The organism is Streptomyces sp. NPDC002054, assembly GCF_040296685.1.
Taxonomy (GTDB): domain Bacteria; phylum Actinomycetota; class Actinomycetes; order Streptomycetales; family Streptomycetaceae; genus Streptomyces.
Window position 1 is genome coordinate 17,108 of sequence record NZ_JBEOXT010000018.1, and the last position, 17,856, is coordinate 34,963.

The 17,856-nt window shown below is 70.9% G+C and carries 19 protein-coding genes; 8 read left to right on the forward strand and 11 right to left on the reverse strand.

Annotation, left to right across the window (positions count from 1 at the left end):
* Positions 1-485 precede the first annotated feature (485 nt).
* Complete coding sequence (serB, locus tag ABT123_RS18535; protein ID WP_351315371.1) at positions 486-1,685, forward strand: phosphoserine phosphatase SerB; 1,200 nt, start codon at positions 486-488, stop codon at positions 1,683-1,685.
* Between the two features lie 70 nt (positions 1,686-1,755).
* Here the strand turns inward: serB and ABT123_RS18540 are convergent, their stop codons facing one another.
* The 4 genes from ABT123_RS18540 to ABT123_RS18555 form a co-directional block, all read right to left on the reverse strand.
* Entirely contained in the window at positions 1,756-2,277 is a 522-nt protein-coding gene (locus ABT123_RS18540) for a SixA phosphatase family protein (RefSeq protein WP_351315373.1), read from the reverse strand.
* A gap of 128 nt (positions 2,278-2,405) precedes the next feature.
* Positions 2,406-2,654, reverse strand: a complete 249-nt coding sequence (locus ABT123_RS18545; RefSeq protein ID WP_351315376.1) for a hypothetical protein — start codon at positions 2,652-2,654, stop codon at positions 2,406-2,408.
* 164 nt (positions 2,655-2,818) lie between these two features.
* On the reverse strand, positions 2,819-2,935 hold the full coding sequence (locus tag ABT123_RS18550) for an SGM_5486 family transporter-associated protein (protein WP_351315379.1): 117 nt from the start codon (positions 2,933-2,935) through the stop codon (positions 2,819-2,821).
* A 4-nt stretch (positions 2,936-2,939) separates the two neighbouring features.
* The gene (locus ABT123_RS18555) at positions 2,940-4,247 is read right to left on the reverse strand and encodes a CynX/NimT family MFS transporter (RefSeq protein ID WP_351315382.1); all 1,308 of its coding nucleotides are present in this window, start codon (positions 4,245-4,247) and stop codon (positions 2,940-2,942) included.
* 54 nt (positions 4,248-4,301) lie between these two features.
* Between ABT123_RS18555 and ABT123_RS18560 the strand changes: the two genes are divergently transcribed.
* Complete coding sequence (locus ABT123_RS18560; protein ID WP_351315765.1) at positions 4,302-4,976, forward strand: FadR/GntR family transcriptional regulator; 675 nt, start codon at positions 4,302-4,304, stop codon at positions 4,974-4,976.
* Between the two features lie 18 nt (positions 4,977-4,994).
* Here ABT123_RS18560 and ABT123_RS18565 read toward each other — a convergent pair whose 3' ends face one another.
* The 3 genes from ABT123_RS18565 to fabG all read right to left on the reverse strand — a co-directional run bounded on the left by ABT123_RS18565 (position 4,995) and on the right by fabG (position 7,123).
* Positions 4,995-5,453, reverse strand: a complete 459-nt coding sequence (locus ABT123_RS18565) for a hypothetical protein (protein ID WP_351315385.1) — start codon at positions 5,451-5,453, stop codon at positions 4,995-4,997.
* A gap of 175 nt (positions 5,454-5,628) precedes the next feature.
* Positions 5,629-6,399, reverse strand: a complete 771-nt coding sequence (gene fabI / locus ABT123_RS18570; RefSeq protein ID WP_351315387.1) for an enoyl-ACP reductase FabI — start codon at positions 6,397-6,399, stop codon at positions 5,629-5,631.
* Positions 6,400-6,403: 4 nt separating this feature from the next.
* Positions 6,404-7,123 carry a 3-oxoacyl-[acyl-carrier-protein] reductase gene (gene fabG, locus ABT123_RS18575; protein ID WP_351315390.1) on the reverse strand — a complete coding sequence of 240 codons (720 nt, stop codon included), beginning with the start codon at positions 7,121-7,123 and terminating at the stop codon, positions 6,404-6,406.
* Between the two features lie 145 nt (positions 7,124-7,268).
* Between fabG and ABT123_RS18580 the strand changes: the two genes are divergently transcribed.
* The 3 genes from ABT123_RS18580 (at position 7,269) to tyrS (ending at position 11,638) form a co-directional block, all read left to right on the forward strand.
* Positions 7,269-8,831 carry a TldD/PmbA family protein gene (locus ABT123_RS18580; RefSeq protein WP_502970984.1) on the forward strand — a complete coding sequence of 521 codons (1,563 nt, stop codon included), beginning with the start codon at positions 7,269-7,271 and terminating at the stop codon, positions 8,829-8,831.
* A 91-nt stretch (positions 8,832-8,922) separates the two neighbouring features.
* Positions 8,923-10,317 (forward strand): metallopeptidase TldD-related protein, encoded by a 1,395-nt coding sequence (locus ABT123_RS18585; RefSeq protein WP_351315395.1) that lies wholly within the window; start codon positions 8,923-8,925, stop codon positions 10,315-10,317.
* 52 nt (positions 10,318-10,369) lie between these two features.
* Positions 10,370-11,638 (forward strand): tyrosine--tRNA ligase, encoded by a 1,269-nt coding sequence (gene tyrS / locus ABT123_RS18590; protein WP_351315397.1) that lies wholly within the window; start codon positions 10,370-10,372, stop codon positions 11,636-11,638.
* Between the two features lie 86 nt (positions 11,639-11,724).
* Here tyrS and ABT123_RS18595 read toward each other — a convergent pair whose 3' ends face one another.
* On the reverse strand, positions 11,725-11,997 hold the full coding sequence (locus ABT123_RS18595) for a GlsB/YeaQ/YmgE family stress response membrane protein (protein ID WP_351315400.1): 273 nt from the start codon (positions 11,995-11,997) through the stop codon (positions 11,725-11,727).
* 135 nt (positions 11,998-12,132) lie between these two features.
* On the opposite strand from ABT123_RS18595, the gene ABT123_RS18600 reads away from it, so the two are divergent.
* Positions 12,133-12,459, forward strand: coding sequence for a DUF3099 domain-containing protein (locus ABT123_RS18600; RefSeq protein ID WP_351315403.1), 327 nt, complete (start codon positions 12,133-12,135; stop codon positions 12,457-12,459).
* A 130-nt stretch (positions 12,460-12,589) separates the two neighbouring features.
* Positions 12,590-12,823, forward strand: a complete 234-nt coding sequence (locus ABT123_RS18605) for a hypothetical protein (RefSeq protein ID WP_351315406.1) — start codon at positions 12,590-12,592, stop codon at positions 12,821-12,823.
* A 70-nt stretch (positions 12,824-12,893) separates the two neighbouring features.
* On the opposite strand, the gene moaA is transcribed toward ABT123_RS18605, so the two are convergent.
* From moaA to ABT123_RS18620, 3 genes are all read right to left on the reverse strand, one after another.
* Positions 12,894-13,883, reverse strand: coding sequence for a GTP 3',8-cyclase MoaA (gene moaA, locus ABT123_RS18610; RefSeq protein ID WP_351315409.1), 990 nt, complete (start codon positions 13,881-13,883; stop codon positions 12,894-12,896).
* 177 nt (positions 13,884-14,060) lie between these two features.
* Entirely contained in the window at positions 14,061-15,686 is a 1,626-nt protein-coding gene (locus ABT123_RS18615; RefSeq protein WP_351315412.1) for a monocarboxylic acid transporter, read from the reverse strand.
* Positions 15,683-16,048, reverse strand: coding sequence for a DUF485 domain-containing protein (locus tag ABT123_RS18620; RefSeq protein ID WP_351315415.1), 366 nt, complete (start codon positions 16,046-16,048; stop codon positions 15,683-15,685). The genes ABT123_RS18615 and ABT123_RS18620 overlap by 4 nt, the downstream gene beginning before the upstream one ends.
* Positions 16,049-16,303: 255 nt before the next feature.
* Between ABT123_RS18620 and ABT123_RS18625 the strand changes: the two genes are divergently transcribed.
* Positions 16,304-17,839, forward strand: a complete 1,536-nt coding sequence (locus ABT123_RS18625) for a S8 family serine peptidase (protein WP_351315418.1) — start codon at positions 16,304-16,306, stop codon at positions 17,837-17,839.
* Positions 17,840-17,856 lie beyond the last annotated feature (17 nt).

The window sequence follows — 17,856 nt, forward strand, 5'->3', positions numbered from 1 at the left end:
GGGGCCCCGCCCCGGACCCCGCCAAGCACCCAGGCTCCGCCCGGCACCCCCGGTGGGCTCCGCCCCCGAACCCGCACCGGCGCGTAGCCCCCGGCCCCGCCAGGTGCCCGGGCACCGCCCAGCACTCCCCGGGGCTCCGCCCCCGAACCCCCACCGGCACGAAGCGCCCGGCCCCCATTGCCAGGCCGCGCCCAGACCCCCTCGGGTGCCCGGGCTCCGCCCGGCCCCTTTCGGGGGCACCGCCCCGACCTCCGCCGGCGCGCAGCGCCCGGCTTCCCGGTGCGGGGCTTCGCCCCCCTATCCCCCGGCGCGAAGCGCCCCGGTCGTAGGCCGTGCGGGCGGAGCTCCCGGGATTCGGGTCCGCGGGGGCGGGGCCGGAGGGGCCGGGTTCGGGGGGTGGGGAAGGGCTTCGCGGTAGCGGGGTGGCTTCGAGGGGTGAGACGGGGGGACCGCTCTGCGGGCCGGGAGGATACGGTGAGCGCACCATGAGTGCTTCGCAGACCTCCGACGTCCCCACCCTCCTCGTCAAGATCTACGGCAAGGACCGTCCCGGGATCACCGCCGGGCTGTTCGACACCCTCGCCGCCTACTCCGTCGACGTGGTCGACATCGAGCAGGTGGTCACCCGAGGCCGCATCGTCCTGTGCGCCCTCGTCACCAAGCCCACCGCCGGCAGCGAAGGCGACCTGCGCGCGACGGTGCACAGCTGGGCCGAGTCCCTCAAACTCCAGGCCGAGATCATCTCCGGTACCGGTGACAACCGTCCGCGCGGCAGCGGCCGTTCCCATGTCACCGTGCTCGGCCATCCCCTCACCGCCGAGTCCACGGCCTCCATCGCCGCCCGGATCACCGGGGTCGGCGGCAATATCGACCGTATCTTCCGGCTCGCCAAGTATCCGGTGACCGCGGTCGAGTTCGCCGTCTCCGGCGTCGAGACAGAGCCGCTGCGGACGGCCCTGGCCACCGAGGCCGCCCAGATCGGGGTGGACGTCGCCGTAGTGTCGGCCGGTCTGCACCGGCGGGCCCAGCGGCTGGTGGTCATGGACGTGGACTCGACCCTGATCCAGGACGAGGTCATCGAGCTGTTCGCGGCGCACGCCGGCTGCGAGGAGCAGGTCGCCGAGGTGACCGCCCGCGCGATGCGCGGTGAGCTCGACTTCGAGCAGTCCCTGCACGCCCGGGTGGAGCTGCTGGCCGGGCTGGACGCCTCCGTGGTGGACAAGGTGCGGGCCGAGGTGCGGCTCACGCCCGGTGCCCGGACCCTCATCCGGACCCTGAAGCGGCTCGGCTACCAGGTCGGCGTGGTGTCGGGCGGGTTCACCCAGGTCACGGACGACCTGCAGGAACGGCTCGGGCTCGACTTCGCCTCGGCGAACACGCTGGAGATCGTCGACGGCAAGCTGACCGGCCGGGTGACCGGCGAGATCGTGGACCGGGCCGGCAAGGCCCGGCTGCTGCGCCGGTTCGCCGCGGAGGCCGGCGTACCGCTGGCGCAGACCGTGGCGATCGGCGACGGCGCCAACGATCTGGACATGCTGAACGCCGCCGGGCTGGGGGTGGCCTTCAACGCCAAGCCCGTGGTCCGGGAGGCCGCGCACACCGCGGTCAACGTGCCGTTCCTGGACGCGGTGCTGTACCTGCTCGGGATCACCCGGGAAGAGGTCGAGGCCGCCGGTCTGGTCTGAGACCCCGTACGCCTCTCACGTGCCACCGGCCCCGGCAGGGAGACCTGCCGGGGCCGGTGTGCGCGTTGCGTCAGTGTTCCTGCGGGGTCCAGAAGTCCAGCAGGGTGCCCACGCCGTGCTCGAGGGACTTCCAGGAGCCGGTGAACGAGACCACGGCCAGGGCGGAGGTCGGGAACCCGGTGCGGGTCATCCGCTGGAGGGTGTCCCCCTCGGCGCGCCCGGCGAGGGCGTCGGCGAGGGCGTGCATCCCGGGGTTGTGCCCGATCACCAGGAGATCGGCGACCTCGTCGGAGGTCTCGTTGAGCAGGGCGATGAGCTCGCCGAGCGAGGCCTCGTACAGCCGCTCCTCGTAGACGGTCTTCGGACGGGTCGGGAGTTCCTGGACGGCGAGCTTCCAGGTTTCCCGGGTCCGGGCCGCGGTGGAGCAGAGGGCCAGGTCGAAGGCGATGCCGGTCTCGGCCAGCTTCAGTCCGACGGCCGGGGCGTCCTTGCGGCCTCGTTCCGCCAGCGGGCGGTCGTGGTCGGACACCTGCGGCCAGTCGGCCTTGGCGTGCCGGAGGAGGACGATCCTGCGGGGTGTATCGGCGCTCATGGATCCCAGCTTCGCACGAAATCGACCATGGGGCGCAGGGTGTTGGAGGAGCTCACCCGTCGGGGGCACGCTCCGGAGTACGCCCCCGCTCACGGCCGGTTCGCACTCGGTTCGCAGCCGGTTCGCGGTCAGCCGAGGGCGCGCAGGAACTGCGCGATGAGGTGGCCGACGGCGGAGCCGTCGGGGCCGGCCTGAGCCTCGGCCGGGCCGCCCAGGAGCAGGAAGAGGAGTACGAAGGCGACGGCCGGCAGGGCGAGCGCCCACCAGGTGAGCCGGGCGTCGGCGCCGTGCCGGCGGGCGGTGCTCCGGGCGGTGGTCCGGGTGCTGCCGTCGGCCGGGCGGGCCGGGCCGGCCGCCGGCGGGGTGTGTACCGACATCGCCGTCTCCTGGGTGTTCCGCTCGGGTCCGCGTACACGAGTGCGTCGTGTACGTCGTCACCTGTGAATCTACGGAGCCACGCTGGCGGTTCCCATCGGGGGCACACCCCAGTCGACCCTGAACCTGGCCCCCTAGGGGACGGTGGGGTTACCCCCACCACCGGTCAGGGGGAGACGGCGGTCGCGATGATGGCGATGATCACGGTCACGCCGAGCATCGCACCGAGCACGATGCCGAGCTTCTTGTGGCTGTTCTGGGGGTTCGGTTCAAGGACGGGCATGCGGTCAGTCTCCCATGCCGCATTCGTCCTCGATCGTGCGGTCCCGGCCGGCCAGCACGCCCAACACGATCTGCGGGATGAGCAGCCCCGCCATCAGCGCGAGCGGCAGGTCCCAGCCGCCGCTGTGCTGGTAGAGGGTGCCGATCAGCAGCGGGCCGGGGATGGAGATCAGGTAGCCGGTGGACTGGGCGAAGGCAGAGAGCCTGACCACTCCGGCCGGGGACTTGGCGCGCAGTCCGATCATGGTGATGACGAGCGGGAAGGCGCAGTTGGAGATGCCGAGCAGCAGCGCCCAGGCCCAGGCCCCGGCGGCGGGGGCGAGGTAGAGGCCGAGGTAGCCGGCGAGGCCGAACAGGCCGAGGGTGACGGCGATGGGCCCCTGGTTGCGCATCCGGCCGGCCAGGCCGGGGATGACGAAGGCCAGCGGAACACCCATGACCATGGTGACGGCGAGCAGGACACCGGCGGTGCCGGCCGAGACCCCGGCGTCGCGGAAGATCTGCGGGAGCCAGCCCATCGTGATGTAGGCGCCGGTGGCCTGGAGGCCGAAGTAGCAGGCCAGGGCCCAGGCGGTGCGGCTGCGGACCACGCGCGGGCCGCGCGCGTCGGCGCGGGCGGGGCTCTCCGGGCCGGCCGCCGCCCGCTCGCGGCTGGCGGCGCGGGCGATGGGCAGCCACGGCAGTACGGCGGCCACTGCCAGCCCGGCCCACACCAGCAGGCCGGTGCGCCAGTTGCCGCCGAGGGCCGCGGTCATGGGGACGGTCGCGGCGGCGGCGAGCGAGGTGCCGGCGGCCAGGGCCATGGAGTACAGGCCGATCATGGTGCCGACCCGGTCCGGGAACCAGCGCTTGACGATCACCGGCAGCAGCACGTTGGTGAGCGCGATACCGGCGAGGGTGACGGCGCTGAAGGCGAGGAAGCCGGCCGCGTTGTTCATGAACGGGCGGATCAGCAGGCCGGTGGCGACCAGGCCCATGCCGGCGCAGACCACGGCGGCGGGGCCGAAGCGGCGGGAGAGCCGGGGTGCGGTGATGCCGAAGACGGCGAAGCAGAGGGCCGGGACGGAGGTGATGAGGCCGGCGACCGCGCCGCTCATGTGGAGGCCGGTGCGGGTCTCCTCGAAGAGGGCGCCGAGGCTGGTGATGGCGGGCCGCAGGTTGAGGGCCGCGAGCACGATGCCGACGATGAGGACCGGACCCAGCCAGGCCGGCGGCTGCGGGGCGGCGCCGGTGGCGGCCCGTGCCGCCGTGGCTGCCTCGTCCGCCCGGGGGGCGGCGGGCCGGTTCAGGGTCTGGATCTCTTCGTCACGCATTGAACCATCATAGAATCATGGGATGATTGGTTGTCCACCCGCCGAGAGGACCCCATGCCACTGACCTCGCCCCGGCGCTCTGCGCTCGTCGACCAGGTGATCGCCCAGCTGCGGAACCAGATCACCTCCGGAGAATGGCCGGTCGGAGCAAGGATCCCGACCGAGCCGGAACTGGTCGAGCTGCTGGGTGTCGCCCGCAACACGGTCCGCGAGGCGGTCCGCGCCCTGGCCCACAACGGGCTGCTGGACATCCGGCAGGGATCGGGCACCTATGTCATCGCGACCAGCGAGCTGGCCGGGGTGATGCACCGGCGCTTCTCGGGAGCGGACCCGCGGCACATCGCGGAGCTGCGCTCCACCCTGGAGTCCTCGGCGGCCCGGCTGGCGGCGGAGCGGCGTACCGAGCGGGACCTCGTACAGCTGGACCTGCTGCTGGCGCGCCGCGAGGAGGCCTGGGCCTCGGGGGACGCGGAGCTGTTCGTCGCGGCGGATGTCGCCCTGCACATGGCCGTGGTCACGGCCTCGCACAACGAGGTGCTGACCGGGCTCTACGCGGACCTGGGCGAGCTGATCCGCGACTGGCTGCGTACGGACGTGGGCCCGGACCTGACCCCGGAGTCGCACATGGACCATGCGCGGCTGATCGAGGCGATCCGGCGCGGGGACGCCGACACTGCGGCCTCGGAGGCGGCCGGATACCCCTTCGCGTGCCTGGGCCGGCAGGACTGAGCTGCCGGCGAGGGCGCCTCAGCCCCGCTCGTGGCTGACCCAGGCCGCGCGGACCTCTTTCCAGCAGCGGCCGGTCAGCTCCACCCGGCCGGCCGGCCGGACGGCCACCGGGGCGCTGTCCCCGTCCACGTCCCACCAGCGGTCGCATTCCACGTGGAGCCGGACCAGGTCGGTCTCCGGGAAGGGGTTGTGGCAGACGGCCGTGACCGTGGAGCCCTGGATCCCGGTGTCGCAGTCGGCGCCGAAGAGTTCTTCGGCCGAGGGCCGGGCTGGCTGGGCGGGCGGTTCGGCGGGCAGCGCGGCCGGATCGACGGAGGCCGCATCCGGGCCGGCCGGACCGGCCCCGGCCTGGTCCGCCGAGGCCAGGTCCGCGACGGACGGCCCGGCGGCTCCCGGGCCGAGGCCCGGAATCAGGAGAGCGGTCAGCACGACCGAGGTGAACAGCAGCGATACCGCTCGGCTCCGCCTCGCGCGCACTCCCGTACCTCCTCCCCGCAGTACGCCGGGAAGATCCCGGCCCGGTCAGTTTGCCGTCTTTCACCCCTTTTATCGACTCGGGGGCGATTCGGCCGGTCCTGCGACACGGCGAAGGCCGCGCCCCCCTCCCAGGGGACGCGGCCTTCGCCGTACAGGCAGGTTGACCGGCGGGCGGTCAGGCGCCCATCGCGTGCAGGCCGCCGTCCACGTGGACGATCTCACCGGTGGTCTTCGGGAACCAGTCCGACAGCAGCGCGACGACACCGCGGCCCGTGGGCTCCGGGTCGCTCATGTCCCACTCCAGCATGGAGCGGTGGTTCCAGGTGTCCGCCAGGTCGGAGAAGCCCGGGATGGACTTCGCGGCCATCGAGCCGAGCGGGCCGGCCGAGACCAGGTTGCAGCGGATGTTCTCCTTGCCCAGGTCGCGGGCCAGGTAGCGGCTGGTGGCCTCCAGGGCGGCCTTGGCCGGGCCCATCCAGTCGTACTGCGGCCAGGCGAACTGCGCGTCGAAGGTGAGGCCGACGATGGCCGCGCCCTCCGCCGGGAAGAGCGGCTTGCAGGCCATGGCCAGCGACTTCAGCGAGAACGCCGAGACGTGCATGGCGGTGGCGACCGACTCGAACGGGGTGTTCAGGAAGTTGCCGCCGAGGGCGTCCTGCGGGGCGAAGCCGATGGAGTGCACGACGCCGTCGAGGCCGCCGAGCTCGTCGCGGACGAGGCCCTCCAGGCGGGCGAGGTGCTCGTCGTTGGTGACGTCGAGCTCGATCACCTTGACCGGCTTGGGCAGCTTCTTGGCGATGCGCTCGGTCAGCGTCGGGCGCGGCCACGCGGTGAGGATGACCTCGGCGCCCTGCTCCTGGGCCAGCTTCGCGGCGTGGAAGGCGATGGAGGACTCCATCAGCACCCCGGTGATGAGGATGCGCTTGCCGTCGAGAATTCCGCTCATGTGATCAGTGACCCATGCCCAATCCGCCGTCAACGGGAATGACGGCTCCAGTGATGTACGAGGCGTCGTCGGACGCGAGGAAGCGCACGGCTGCGGCGATCTCCTCCGGCCGCGCATAGCGGCCGAGCGGGACCTGCGACACGATGCCGGCGCGCTGCTCGTCGGTGAGCACCTTCGTCATGTCGGTGTCCACGAAGCCCGGGGCCACCACGTTGAAGGTGATGTTGCGGGAACCCAGCTCGCGGGAGAGGGAGCGGGCGAAACCGACCAGCGCGGCCTTGGAGGCGGCGTAGTTCGCCTGGCCGGCCGAGCCGAGGAGGCCGACGACCGAGGAGATCAGGACGACGCGGCCCTTCTTGGCGCGGAGCATGCCGCGGTTGGCGCGCTTGACCACGCGGAAGGTGCCGGTGAGGTTGGTGTCCAGGACGGAGGTGAAGTCCTCCTCGGACATGCGCATCAGCAGGGTGTCCTTGGTGATGCCGGCGTTGGCCACCAGCACCTCGACCGCGCCGTGCTTGTCCTCGATCTCCTTGTAGGCCTGCTCCACCTGCTCGGAGTCGGTGATGTCGCAGCGGACCGCCAGCACTCCCAGGTCGGCGAGCTCGGCCGGCGGCTCGCCCGAACGGTACGTGATCGCGACCTTGTCGCCGGCATCGGCGAAGGCGCGGGCGATGGCGAGGCCGATGCCCCGGTTTCCTCCGGTGACGAGAACCGAGCGGCTCAACGGATCACCCTTTCGCTAGCGGTCTGAATACCGAAAACCTAGCGGTCTCATCCCTTGTACGGAGAATCGGGCTCCGACAGGGCCTTGGGACGGGCTCTGTCGAGTCCCTACAGAAAGAGGTAGGCACGGCGGCCCCGGGCGCGACATGATCGGAGCGACCGGTCACAACCACGGGAGGACTTCCGTGCCCCATTCCATCGATGCGGCTTTCACCGCGCTGCCCCTGCGGGCGCTCGCCGATGCGGCGCTCGCCCGGGCCCGCGCGCTCGGCGCCGACCATGCCGATTTCCGGGTGGAGCGGATCCGCAGCGCCTCATGGCGGCTGCGGGACGCCAAGCCGTCCGGCGGCTCCGACACCACCGACCTCGGCTATGCGGTCCGGGTGGTGCACGGGGGCAGCTGGGGGTTCGCCTCCGGAGTGGACCTCACCATGGACGGTGCCGCCAAGGTGGCCTCGCAGGCCGTCGCCATGGCGCAGCTGTCCGCGAAAGTGATCAAGGCGGCGGGGTCGGACGAGCGGGTGGAGCTGGCCGAGGAGCCGGTGCACGCCGACCGGACCTGGATCTCCGCCTACGAGGTGAACCCCTTCGAGGTACCGGACGAGGAGAAGGCGGCCCTGCTGGCCGACTGGAGCTCCCGGCTGCTGCGGGCCGACGGGGTGGCCCATGTGGACGCCTCCCTGCTCGCGGTGCACGAAAACAAGTTCTACGCCGACACGGCCGGCACCGTCACCACCCAGCAGCGGGTCCGGATCCACCCGCAGCTCACCGCGGTGGCCGTCGACGACAAGAGCGGCGAGTTCGACTCCATGCGGACCATCGCCCCGCCGGCCGGCCGCGGCTGGGAATACCTGACCGGCACCGGCTGGGACTGGGACGGCGAGCTGGAGCGGATTCCCGGTCTGCTGGCCGAGAAGATGCGCGCGCCGAGCGTCGAGGCCGGCCGGTACGACCTGGTCGTCGACCCGTCGAACCTGTGGCTCACCATCCACGAGTCCATCGGGCACGCCACCGAGCTGGACCGGGCGCTGGGCTACGAGGCGGCGTACGCGGGGACCTCCTTCGCCACCTTCGACCAGCTGGGCAAGCTGACGTACGGCTCCCCGATCATGAACGTGACGGGTGACCGTACGGCGGAGCACGGCCTGGCGACCATCGGGTACGACGACGAGGGCGTCCAGGCGCAGAGCTGGGACCTGGTCAAGGACGGCACCCTGGTCGGCTACCAGACCGACCGGCGGATCGCGAAGCTGACCGGCCTGGGCCGCTCCAACGGCTGCGCCTACGCGGACTCCCCCGGCCACGTGCCGGTCCAGCGGATGGCGAACGTGTCGCTGCAGCCGGATCCGGGCGGGCTGTCGACGGAGGACCTGATCGGCGGGGTGGAGCGCGGGATCTATGTGGTCGGCGACCGGTCCTGGTCGATCGACATGCAGCGCTACAACTTCCAGTTCACCGGGCAGCGGTTCTTCCGGATCGAGAACGGCCGGCTGGCCGGCCAGCTGCGCGATGTCGCCTACCAGGCGACCACCACCGAGTTCTGGGGCTCGATGGAAAAGGTCGGCGGCCCGCAGACATACGTCCTGGGCGGCGCCTTCAACTGCGGCAAGGCCCAGCCGGGCCAGGTCGCGGCCGTCTCGCACGGCTGCCCCTCCGCCCTGTTCCGCGACGTCAACATTCTGAACACCACGCAGGAGGCGGGGCGATGAGCACTCACGGTCACCACGAGATCTGCCGGGGGTCCGGGGGTTGCCCCCCGGGACAGCACAGCCTCAACACCACGCAGGAGGCGGGTCGCTGATGGCGCCGAACCACACCAAGCCCCACGAGATCGTCGAGCGGGCGCTGGAGCTGTCCACGGCCGACGGATGCGTGGTCATCGCCGACGAGGAGTCCAGCGCCAACCTGCGGTGGGCCGGCAACACGCTCACCACGAACGGGGTGACCCGCGGGCGGACGCTCACGGTCATCGCGACCGTGGACGGCAAGGAGGGCACGGCCTCGGGGGTCGTCTCGCGCTCCGCCGTGACCGCCGCGGACCTGGAGCCGCTGGTACGCGCCGCCGAGGCGGCGGCCCGCGGCGCCAGCCCGGCCGAGGACGCCCAGCCGCTGGTGACCGGCACCCCCGCCTCGCCCGATTTCACCGACTCCCCCGCCGAGACCTCCTCGGCGGTGTTCACCGAGTTCGCGCCGGCCCTCGGCGAGGCCTTCGCCCGGGCCCGGGCGGGCGGCCGGGAGCTGTACGGCTTCGCCCACCACGAGCTGGTCTCCACGTACATCGGTACCTCGACGGGCCTGCGGCTGCGCCATGACCAGCCCAACGGCACCCTGGAGCTCAACGCCAAGTCTCCGGACCGGCTCCGCTCCGCCTGGGCCGGCCGCTCCACCCGGGACTTCAAGGACGTGGACCCGGCGGCGCTGGACGCGGAGCTCGCCCAGCGGCTCGGCTGGGCCGAGCGGAAGATCGAGCTGCCGGCCGGCCGGTACGAGACCCTGCTGCCCCCGACGGCGGTGGCGGACCTGCTGATCTACCAGATGTGGTCGGCGGCGGCCCGGGACGCGGTGGAGGGCCGGACGGTCTTCTCCAAGCCGGGCGGCGGCACCCGGCTGGGCGAGCGGCTGTCCGAGCTTCCGCTGACGCTGCGCAGCGACCCGAACGAGCCGGGCCTGGAGAGCGCGCCGTTCGTGATCGCGCACAGCTCGGGCGACGACGCCTCGGTGTTCGACAACGGCCTGCCGCTGACGGCCACCGACTGGGTACGGGAGGGCGAGCTCGCACACCTGAGCACCACCCGGCACAGTGCCGGCCTGACCGGGCAGCCGGTGGCGCCGACGATCGGGAACCTGATCCTGGACGGGGGCGGGGAGAAGTCCCTGGAGGAGATGGTGGCCGCCACCGAGCGCGGTTTGCTGCTGACCTGTCTCTGGTACATCCGCGAGGTGGATCCGGCCAGTCTGCTGCTCACCGGCCTGACCCGGGACGGGGTCTATCTGGTGGAGAACGGCCAGGTCGTCGGCGAGGTGAACAACTTCCGGTTCAACGAGTCGCCGGTGGACCTGCTGTCCCGGGCCACCGAGGCCGGGCGGACCGAGAAGACCCTGCCGCGCGAGTGGAGCGACTGGTTCACCCGGGCCGCGATGCCGACTGTCCGCATCCCGGACTTCAACATGAGTTCGGTGAGCAAGGGCGTCTGACGCACCTAGACTGAACACGGCATATCCACAGAACGTAAGGAGTCGAGAGACCGTGACGGACATCGTCGACGAACTGAAGTGGCGTGGGCTCTTCGCCCAGTCCACCGATGAAGAAGCGCTGCGCAAGGCCTTCGCGGACGGTCCGGTCACGTTCTATTGCGGCTACGACCCGACGGCGGCCAGCCTGCACGTCGGGCACCTGGTGCAGGTGCTGACCATGCGGCGGCTCCAGCTGGCCGGAAACCGGCCGCTGGCGCTGGTCGGCGGGGCCACCGGCCAGATCGGTGACCCGCGTCCGACCGCCGAGCGCACCCTGAACGACCCGGCGGTCATCGCGGAGTGGGTGAACCGGCTGCGCTCCCAGATCGAGCCGTTCCTGTCCTTCGAGGGCGAGAACGCGGCGGTCATGGTCAACAACCTGGACTGGACGGCGGGCATGTCCGCCATCGAGTTCCTGCGGGACATCGGCAAGCACTTCCGCGTCAACAAGATGCTGACGAAGGACTCGGTGGCCAAGCGGCTGGAGTCCGACCAGGGCATCAGCTACACCGAGTTCAGCTACCAGCTGCTCCAGGGCATGGACTTCCTGGAGCTGTACCGGCGGCACGGCTGCACCCTGCAGCAGGGCGGGTCCGACCAGTGGGGCAACCTCACGGCCGGGCTCGACCTGATCCACCGGGTGGAGCCGGAGGCGCAGGTGCACGCGATGGCGACCCCGCTGATGGTCAAGGCGGACGGCACCAAGTTCGGCAAGACCGAGGGCGGGGCCGTCTGGCTCGACCCGGAGATGACCACGCCGTACGCGTTCTACCAGTTCTGGCTGAACGTGGACGACCGGGACATTTCCACCTACATGCGGATCCTGTCCTTCAAGTCCATGGCGGAGCTGGAGGAGCTGGAGGCGCAGACCGCCGAGCGACCGCAGGCGCGGGCCGCGCAGCGGGCGCTCGCGGAGGAGCTGACGGCCCTGGTGCACGGCCCGGAGCAGGCGGCGGCCGTGATCGCGGCCTCGAAGGCGCTGTTCGGGCAGGGCGAGCTGGCAGAGCTGGACGAGGCCACGCTGGCCGCGGCGCTGTCCGAGCTGCCGCACGCCAAGGTCGCGGAGCCGGGCCTGGTGGTGGACCTGTTCGCCGAGACCGGGCTGGTCGCCAGCAAGTCGGCCGGGCGCCGGACGGTGAAGGAGGGCGGGGCCTACGTGAACAACGTGAAGGTCACCGCCGAGGACGCGGTCCCCGCCAAGGAGGACCTGCTGCACGGGCGCTGGCTGGTGCTGCGCCGCGGCAAGAAGAACCTGGCCGCGGTGGAGGTCACCGGCGCCTGATCCGGGCGTACGGCACGACCTGACACGGCGGAGGGGCCGGTGCGGACTGGGAAGTCCGGACCGGCCCCTTCCGTATGCCGTGCCTGCTAGGCGGTCCGCTTGCTGCGGAACGACTTGTAGACCATCTCCCCGAGGGCGACGATGAGGACGGCGCCGGCGAGCTGCAGCAGGTGCCGGGTCCAGTCGATGCCCCCGGTCTCGCCGACCCCGATCCAGGTGGCCACGGCATTGCCGATGACGGCGCCGGCAATGCCGCAGAGAGTGGTCAGCCACAGGGGCTGGTGCTGTTTGCCCGGCAGAATGGCCCGGGCAATCAGGCCCAGAATGAATCCGACGATGATCGCCCACAACCAACTCATGTCGCCTCCTCCTGGCGCGGTCTGCGCGTGTGGGCCCAGTGTCAACCGGTCGGACAAACGGTGCATTTCGAACAAGGCCTTTCGGGGGCGCACCCGCCCTCCCCGGCACGCGCGGCCGGGCGTACGGTGGGAGGCGTGAAGAAGCGGAACGGAGCCGAGGTCTTCCGGATCACCGGGGCCCGGATGGGGCTCGCGGAGGACGTGCGAGGGCGGCAGCGCCGCTATGTGATTTCCATGGTCATCAGGACCCTGTCGGTGATCGCCACCGTCATCCTGTGGAACGTGGAACGGCATGTGGCGATCGTGACGCTGATCGCGGGCGCGCTGCTGCCGTATGTGGCGGTGGTCATCGCCAACGCGGGGCGCGAGACCACCCCGTCGCTGCCCTCGAACTTCATCGCCCCACCTGTGCGCCCCGCACTGGATGCGGGAAACCTCAAGAAACCCTCAGATCAATCATGAAGTTCCGGTGCACTGCACCGGGTCCTGCGTGACATACTGCCTACGCGCTCCGCATCCCCCGTCGGAGCGACGGACCGACGCCGGGCAGCTCCCCCCGTGGCTGCTCGGCGTCGCCCTTTAGGGTTGAGGCGTGAACTCCCCTGACATCCCCATCTGCTCCGCCAAGGGCTGCCGTGCCGCGGCGGTCTGGGTCCTGGCGTGGAACAACCCGAAGCTGCACACCCCGGAGCGCCGCAAGACCTGGCTCGCCTGCGAGGAGCACCGCGAGCACCTCTCCCAGTTCCTGGGGGTGCGCGGTTTCCTCAAGGACGTGGTCGCCCTGACGGACTGGGTGGAGCCGGCGGCGCCGGACACCGGCACCTAAAAGCGAGAACCGGCGCCCCGCCGAGGCGGTGCGCCGGTTTCCCGTGGACAGGACAGAGAACCTGCCGGTCTCAGCCGCCGATGGCCGACATCGGGCGGTCGGGCTGGAGGAACGAGGGGTCGTCGAGGCCGGAGCCGGCCTTCTTGCCCCACATCGCCACCTTCCACAGGCGGGCGATCTCTTCGTCCGGGGCGCCCGAGCGGAGCGCCGCCCGGAGGTCGGACTCCTCGGTCGCGAACAGGCACGTACGGACCTGGCCGTCGGCGGTCAGGCGGGTGCGGTCGCAGGCGCGGCAGAACGGTCGGGTGACCGAGGCGATGACGCCGACGGTGGCCGGGCCGCCGTCCACGAGCCAGCGCTCGGCGGGGGCGGCGCCGCGGGCTTCCTGACCTTCGGGGGTCAGCTCGAAGCGGGTGCGCAGGGACTCCAGGATGTCACCGGCGGTGATCATTCCGTCGCGCTTCCAGCCGTGCTGGGCGTCCAGCGGCATCTGCTCGATGAAGCGGAGCTCGTACTCGTGCGCCACCGCCCAGGCGAGCAGCTCGGGAGCCTCGTCGTCGTTGAGACCGGGCATCAGGACCGCATTGACCTTGACCGGGGTGAGTCCGGCGTCCCGGGCCGCGGCCATGCCCTCGACCACGTCCTTGTGCCGGTCCCGGCGGGTGAGGGTCTTGAAGACCTCGGGGCGCAGGGTGTCCAGCGAGACGTTGACCCGGTCCAGGCCGGCGGCCTTCAGGGCCGTCGCGGTGCGCTTGAGGCCGATGCCGTTGGTGGTCAGGGACATCTGCGGGCGCGGCTCGAGGGCCGCGCACTGCTCGACGATGCCGACCAGGCCGGGGCGGAGCAGCGGCTCGCCGCCGGTGAAGCGGACCTCGGTGACCCCGAGGTCGGTGACGGCTATCCGGATCAGCCGGACGATCTCGTCATCGGTGAGCAGATCGGGCTTTGCCAGCCATTGCAGGCCTTCTTCGGGCATACAGTATGTACACCGCAGATTGCACCGGTCGGTGAGTGAGACGCGCAGGTCAGTGGCTACGCGGCCATAGGTGTCGAGAAGCACTCTGGGCCCCCTCCCCTGTCCGGATCCATAGGGTCTGCGCCGCTTGACGTGTCATGCATGCGCTGTATTCGAGCCTACGTGACCGGTGTGTCATGCAGATGTCCCCAAATGAACGAGACACGGCTTGGCCGCGTCGTACGGAAGTACGACGCGGCCACTCTCGGTGTTCGGAGGATCTCAGTGAGCCCCTGTTCCCGTCAGGGAGCGGACCTCGAGTTCCGCGTACTTCTGGGGGTCGGCCTTCTCCTTGGACAGGACGGTTCCCAGCCAGCCGAGCAGGAAGCCCAGCGGGATGGAGATGAGGCCGGGGTTCTCCAGCGGGAACCAGTGGAAGTCCATGCCCTTGAACATCGAGGTCTTGGGGTTGCCGGAGACGACCGGCGAGAAAAGCACCAGGACCACCGACGAGATCAGGCCGCCGTAGATGGACCACAGCGCGCCCTGGGTGGTGAAGCGCTTCCAGAACAGGCTGTAGAGGATGGTCGGCAGGTTGGCGGAGGCGGCCACCGCGAAGGCGAGGGCCACCAGGCCGGCCACGTTGATGTCGCGGGCCAGTGCGCCCAGGCCGATGGCGACCGCGCCGATCACCACGGTGGACCAGCGGGCGGCCCGTACCTCTTCCTGCTCGGTGGCCCGGCCCTTGCGGATCACGTTCACGTAGATGTCGTGCGCGAAGGACGAGGAGGAGGCGAGGGTGAGCCCGGCGACCACCGCGAGGATGGTGGCGAAGGCGACGGCGGAGATCACGGCGAGCAGGATGGCGCCGCCGGTGGAGCCGGCGCCGCCGCCGACTTCCTGGGCCAGCAGCGGGGCTGCGGTGTTGCCGGCCGGGTTGGAGGCGATGATGTCGGCCCGGCTCAGCAGGGCTGCGGCACCGAAGCCGAGGGCGATGGTCATCAGGTAGAAGGCGCCGATGATGCCGATGGCCCAGTTCACGGACTTACGGGCGGCCTTGGCGGTGGGGACGGTGTAGAAGCGGATCAGGATGTGCGGGAGGCCCGCGGTGCCGAGGACCAGCGCGAGGCCGAGGGAGATGAAGTCCAGCTTCGAGGTGCCGGTGGCGCCGTATTTCAGGCCGGGTTCCAGGAAGGCGCTGCCCTTGCCGCTGTTCTCGGCGGCCTTGCCGAGCAGGTCGGAGATGTTGAAGTTGAACTTCCACATCACCATGAAGGTGATCAGCAGGGCGCCCGCGATCAGCAGGACGGCCTTGACCATCTGCACCCAGGTGGTGCCCTTCATGCCGCCGATGGAGACGTACACGATCATCAGGATGCCGACCAGCGCGACGATGGCGACCTTCCCGCCGTCGCTCTTGATGCCGAGCAGCAGCGAGACCAGGACGCCGGCTCCGGCCATCTGGGCGAGCAGGTAGAAGATCGACACCACGATGGTGGAGGTGCCGGCCGCGGTCCGGACCGGGCGCTGGCGCATCCGGTAGGCGAGGACGTCGCCCATGGTGTAGCGGCCGGAGTTGCGCAGCGGCTCGGCGACCAGCAGCAGCGCGACCAGCCAGGCCACCAGGAAGCCGATGGAGTAGAGGAAGCCGTCGTAGCCGAAGAGGGCGATGGCGCCGGCGATGCCGAGGAAGGACGCGGCGGACATGTAGTCGCCCGAGATGGCGAGGCCGTTCTGGAAGCCGGTGAACTGCCGGCCGCCGGCGTAGAAGTCGGCGGCTCCCCTGGTCTGCCGGCCGGCCCAGATGGTGATGATGAGGGTGGCGACGACGAACAGCCCGAACAGGGTGATGATCAGCGGCCGGTGATCGGAGGCCGCGTCGGCCGCCAGCTGGTGGGTGGGGCTCATTCTCCGGCCTCCATGCGGGACTTGATGGCGGAAGCCTTGGGGTCGAGCTTCTCCGCCGCGTGCCGCGAGTACCACCAGGCGATCAGGAAGGTGGTCGCGAACTGGGCGAGGCCGAGCACGAGGGCGACGTTGATGTTGCCGAAGAGCTTGGTCCCCATGAAGCCGCCCGCGTAGTTGGACAGCAGGACGTAGAGCAGGTACCAGGCGATGAAGGCCACGGTGAGCGGGAAGGCGAAGGAGCGGTAGGCACTGCGCAGCTCGCCGAACTCGGGGCTCGCCTGGACGGCGTTGAACTCTTCTGCCGTGGGGCTCGCCGGCTGCGTGTCCGGGCCGCCCGGGGGCGGCGCTGCTTCGGTGGTCACGGGGGGCTCTCCTTGTGACGCGGGTGCGGTGGGGACGACGGACAAAACGACCTCCGTGGGGGGCTGATGGTGCTGATCCCCCCTGCCAACGGCACGGAACCCGAGCCGGGACGGTTCAACACCCGCTGTTTCTTCAGGATCTGATTTCTCGAACTGATGGCGCAGATGGGAACACGGAAGCTAGGTTCACCTGTCATGAACCCGTCCGCCGCAACCCGCGGCCGGACGGCTTTTCACGGATGATGTGGAGAACCCATGGCTCATCTGGGATCCGGCCGCAGGCGTGCACTCGCGGTGCCCGTCGGCCTGGCCCTCACGGCCTCGCTCGCGTTCCTGCCCGCGGTGACGGCCTCGGCCGCCCCTGCGGAGGGCCCCGGCGCCGGCGCGGCGTCGCCGGCCACCGGGCCGAAGCTTTCGTACGTGGCGAACCTGACCGCGTATGGCACGGCCAAGCAGGCGAAGAAGGCCGTGGAACGGGCCGGTGGAACGGTGGTGACGGCCTATGAGCAGATCGGGGTCGTTGTCGCACACTCCCAGAACCCCGCCTTCGCCCAGGAGCTGCGGGCTCAGCGGCACCTCTTCGTCTCGGTGGGCGCCACCCGTACGGCCCCGCTGCAGCCGGTGCAGACCACCGACGAAGGCGCCACGCAGCAGCTGAGCGCGGCGGACGCCGCCAAGGCGGCAGCGGCTGCCGCGCCGGGCGAGGAGCCGCTGGAGCCCAACCAGTGGGACCTGCGGACGATCAAGGCCGACCAGGCTCACAAGATCAACGATGGCAGCAGGAACGTCACGGTGGGCGTCATCGACACGGGTGTCGACGACACCCACCCCGATCTCGCCCCGAACTTCTCCCGGGAGCAGTCGGCCAACTGTGTCGGGGGCGTCGCGGACACCTCCGAGGGCGCCTGGCGCCCGTACGCCGACGGCAGCGACCACGGCACGCACGTGGCGGGCACCATCGCCGCCGCCCGCAACGGCATCGGCATCAGCGGTGTCGCGCCCGGCGTGAAGGTCGCGGGCATCAAGGTGAGCGAGCCCGGCAACGGCCTCTTCTTCACCGAGGCCGTGGTCTGCGGCTTCATGTTCGCCGCCGAGAAGGGGATCGAGGTGACGAACAACAGCTACTACGTCGACCCCTGGCTGTACAACTGCAAGACGGACGACGACCAGAAGGCCCTGGTCGAGGCGCTCGGCCGGGCGACCAAGTACGCCGAGCGGAAGGGCGTCCTGCACGTCGCCTCGGCCGGCAACTCCAACCACGACCTGGCGGGCGAGTCGATCGTCGACGACTCCAGCCCCGACGACGCCACCCCGGTGCCGCGGACCATAGACCCGCGCGTCTGCCTGGACCTGCCGACGCAGCTCCCGGGCGTGGTCACCGTCTCCGCGACCGGAGACAAGGGCTTCAAGTCCTACTACTCCAGCTACGGACTCGGCGTGGTGGACGTGGCCGCCCCCGGCGGCGACAAGTGGCAGACCCCGCAGACCCCGGACGCCAACGGCCGGGTGCTGTCCACCGTCCTCGGCGGCGGCTATGGCTACAAGCAGGGCACCTCGATGGCCGCGCCGCACGTCGCGGGCGTCGCCGCGCTGCTCAAGAGCGCGAACCCGTGGGCCACCCCGGCCCAGCTGCAGCGGATGCTGAAGGCCCAGGCGGACAAGCCGGCCTGCCCGGCCCAGGTCTACGACAACCTCGGCAACCTGATCGACGCCACCACCTGCCAGAGCAAGTGGGGTCAGACGGGCTACTACGGCTACGGCGTGGTCAACGCGCTGAACGCCGTCAAGTAGGACGCGCAGGACCTGCA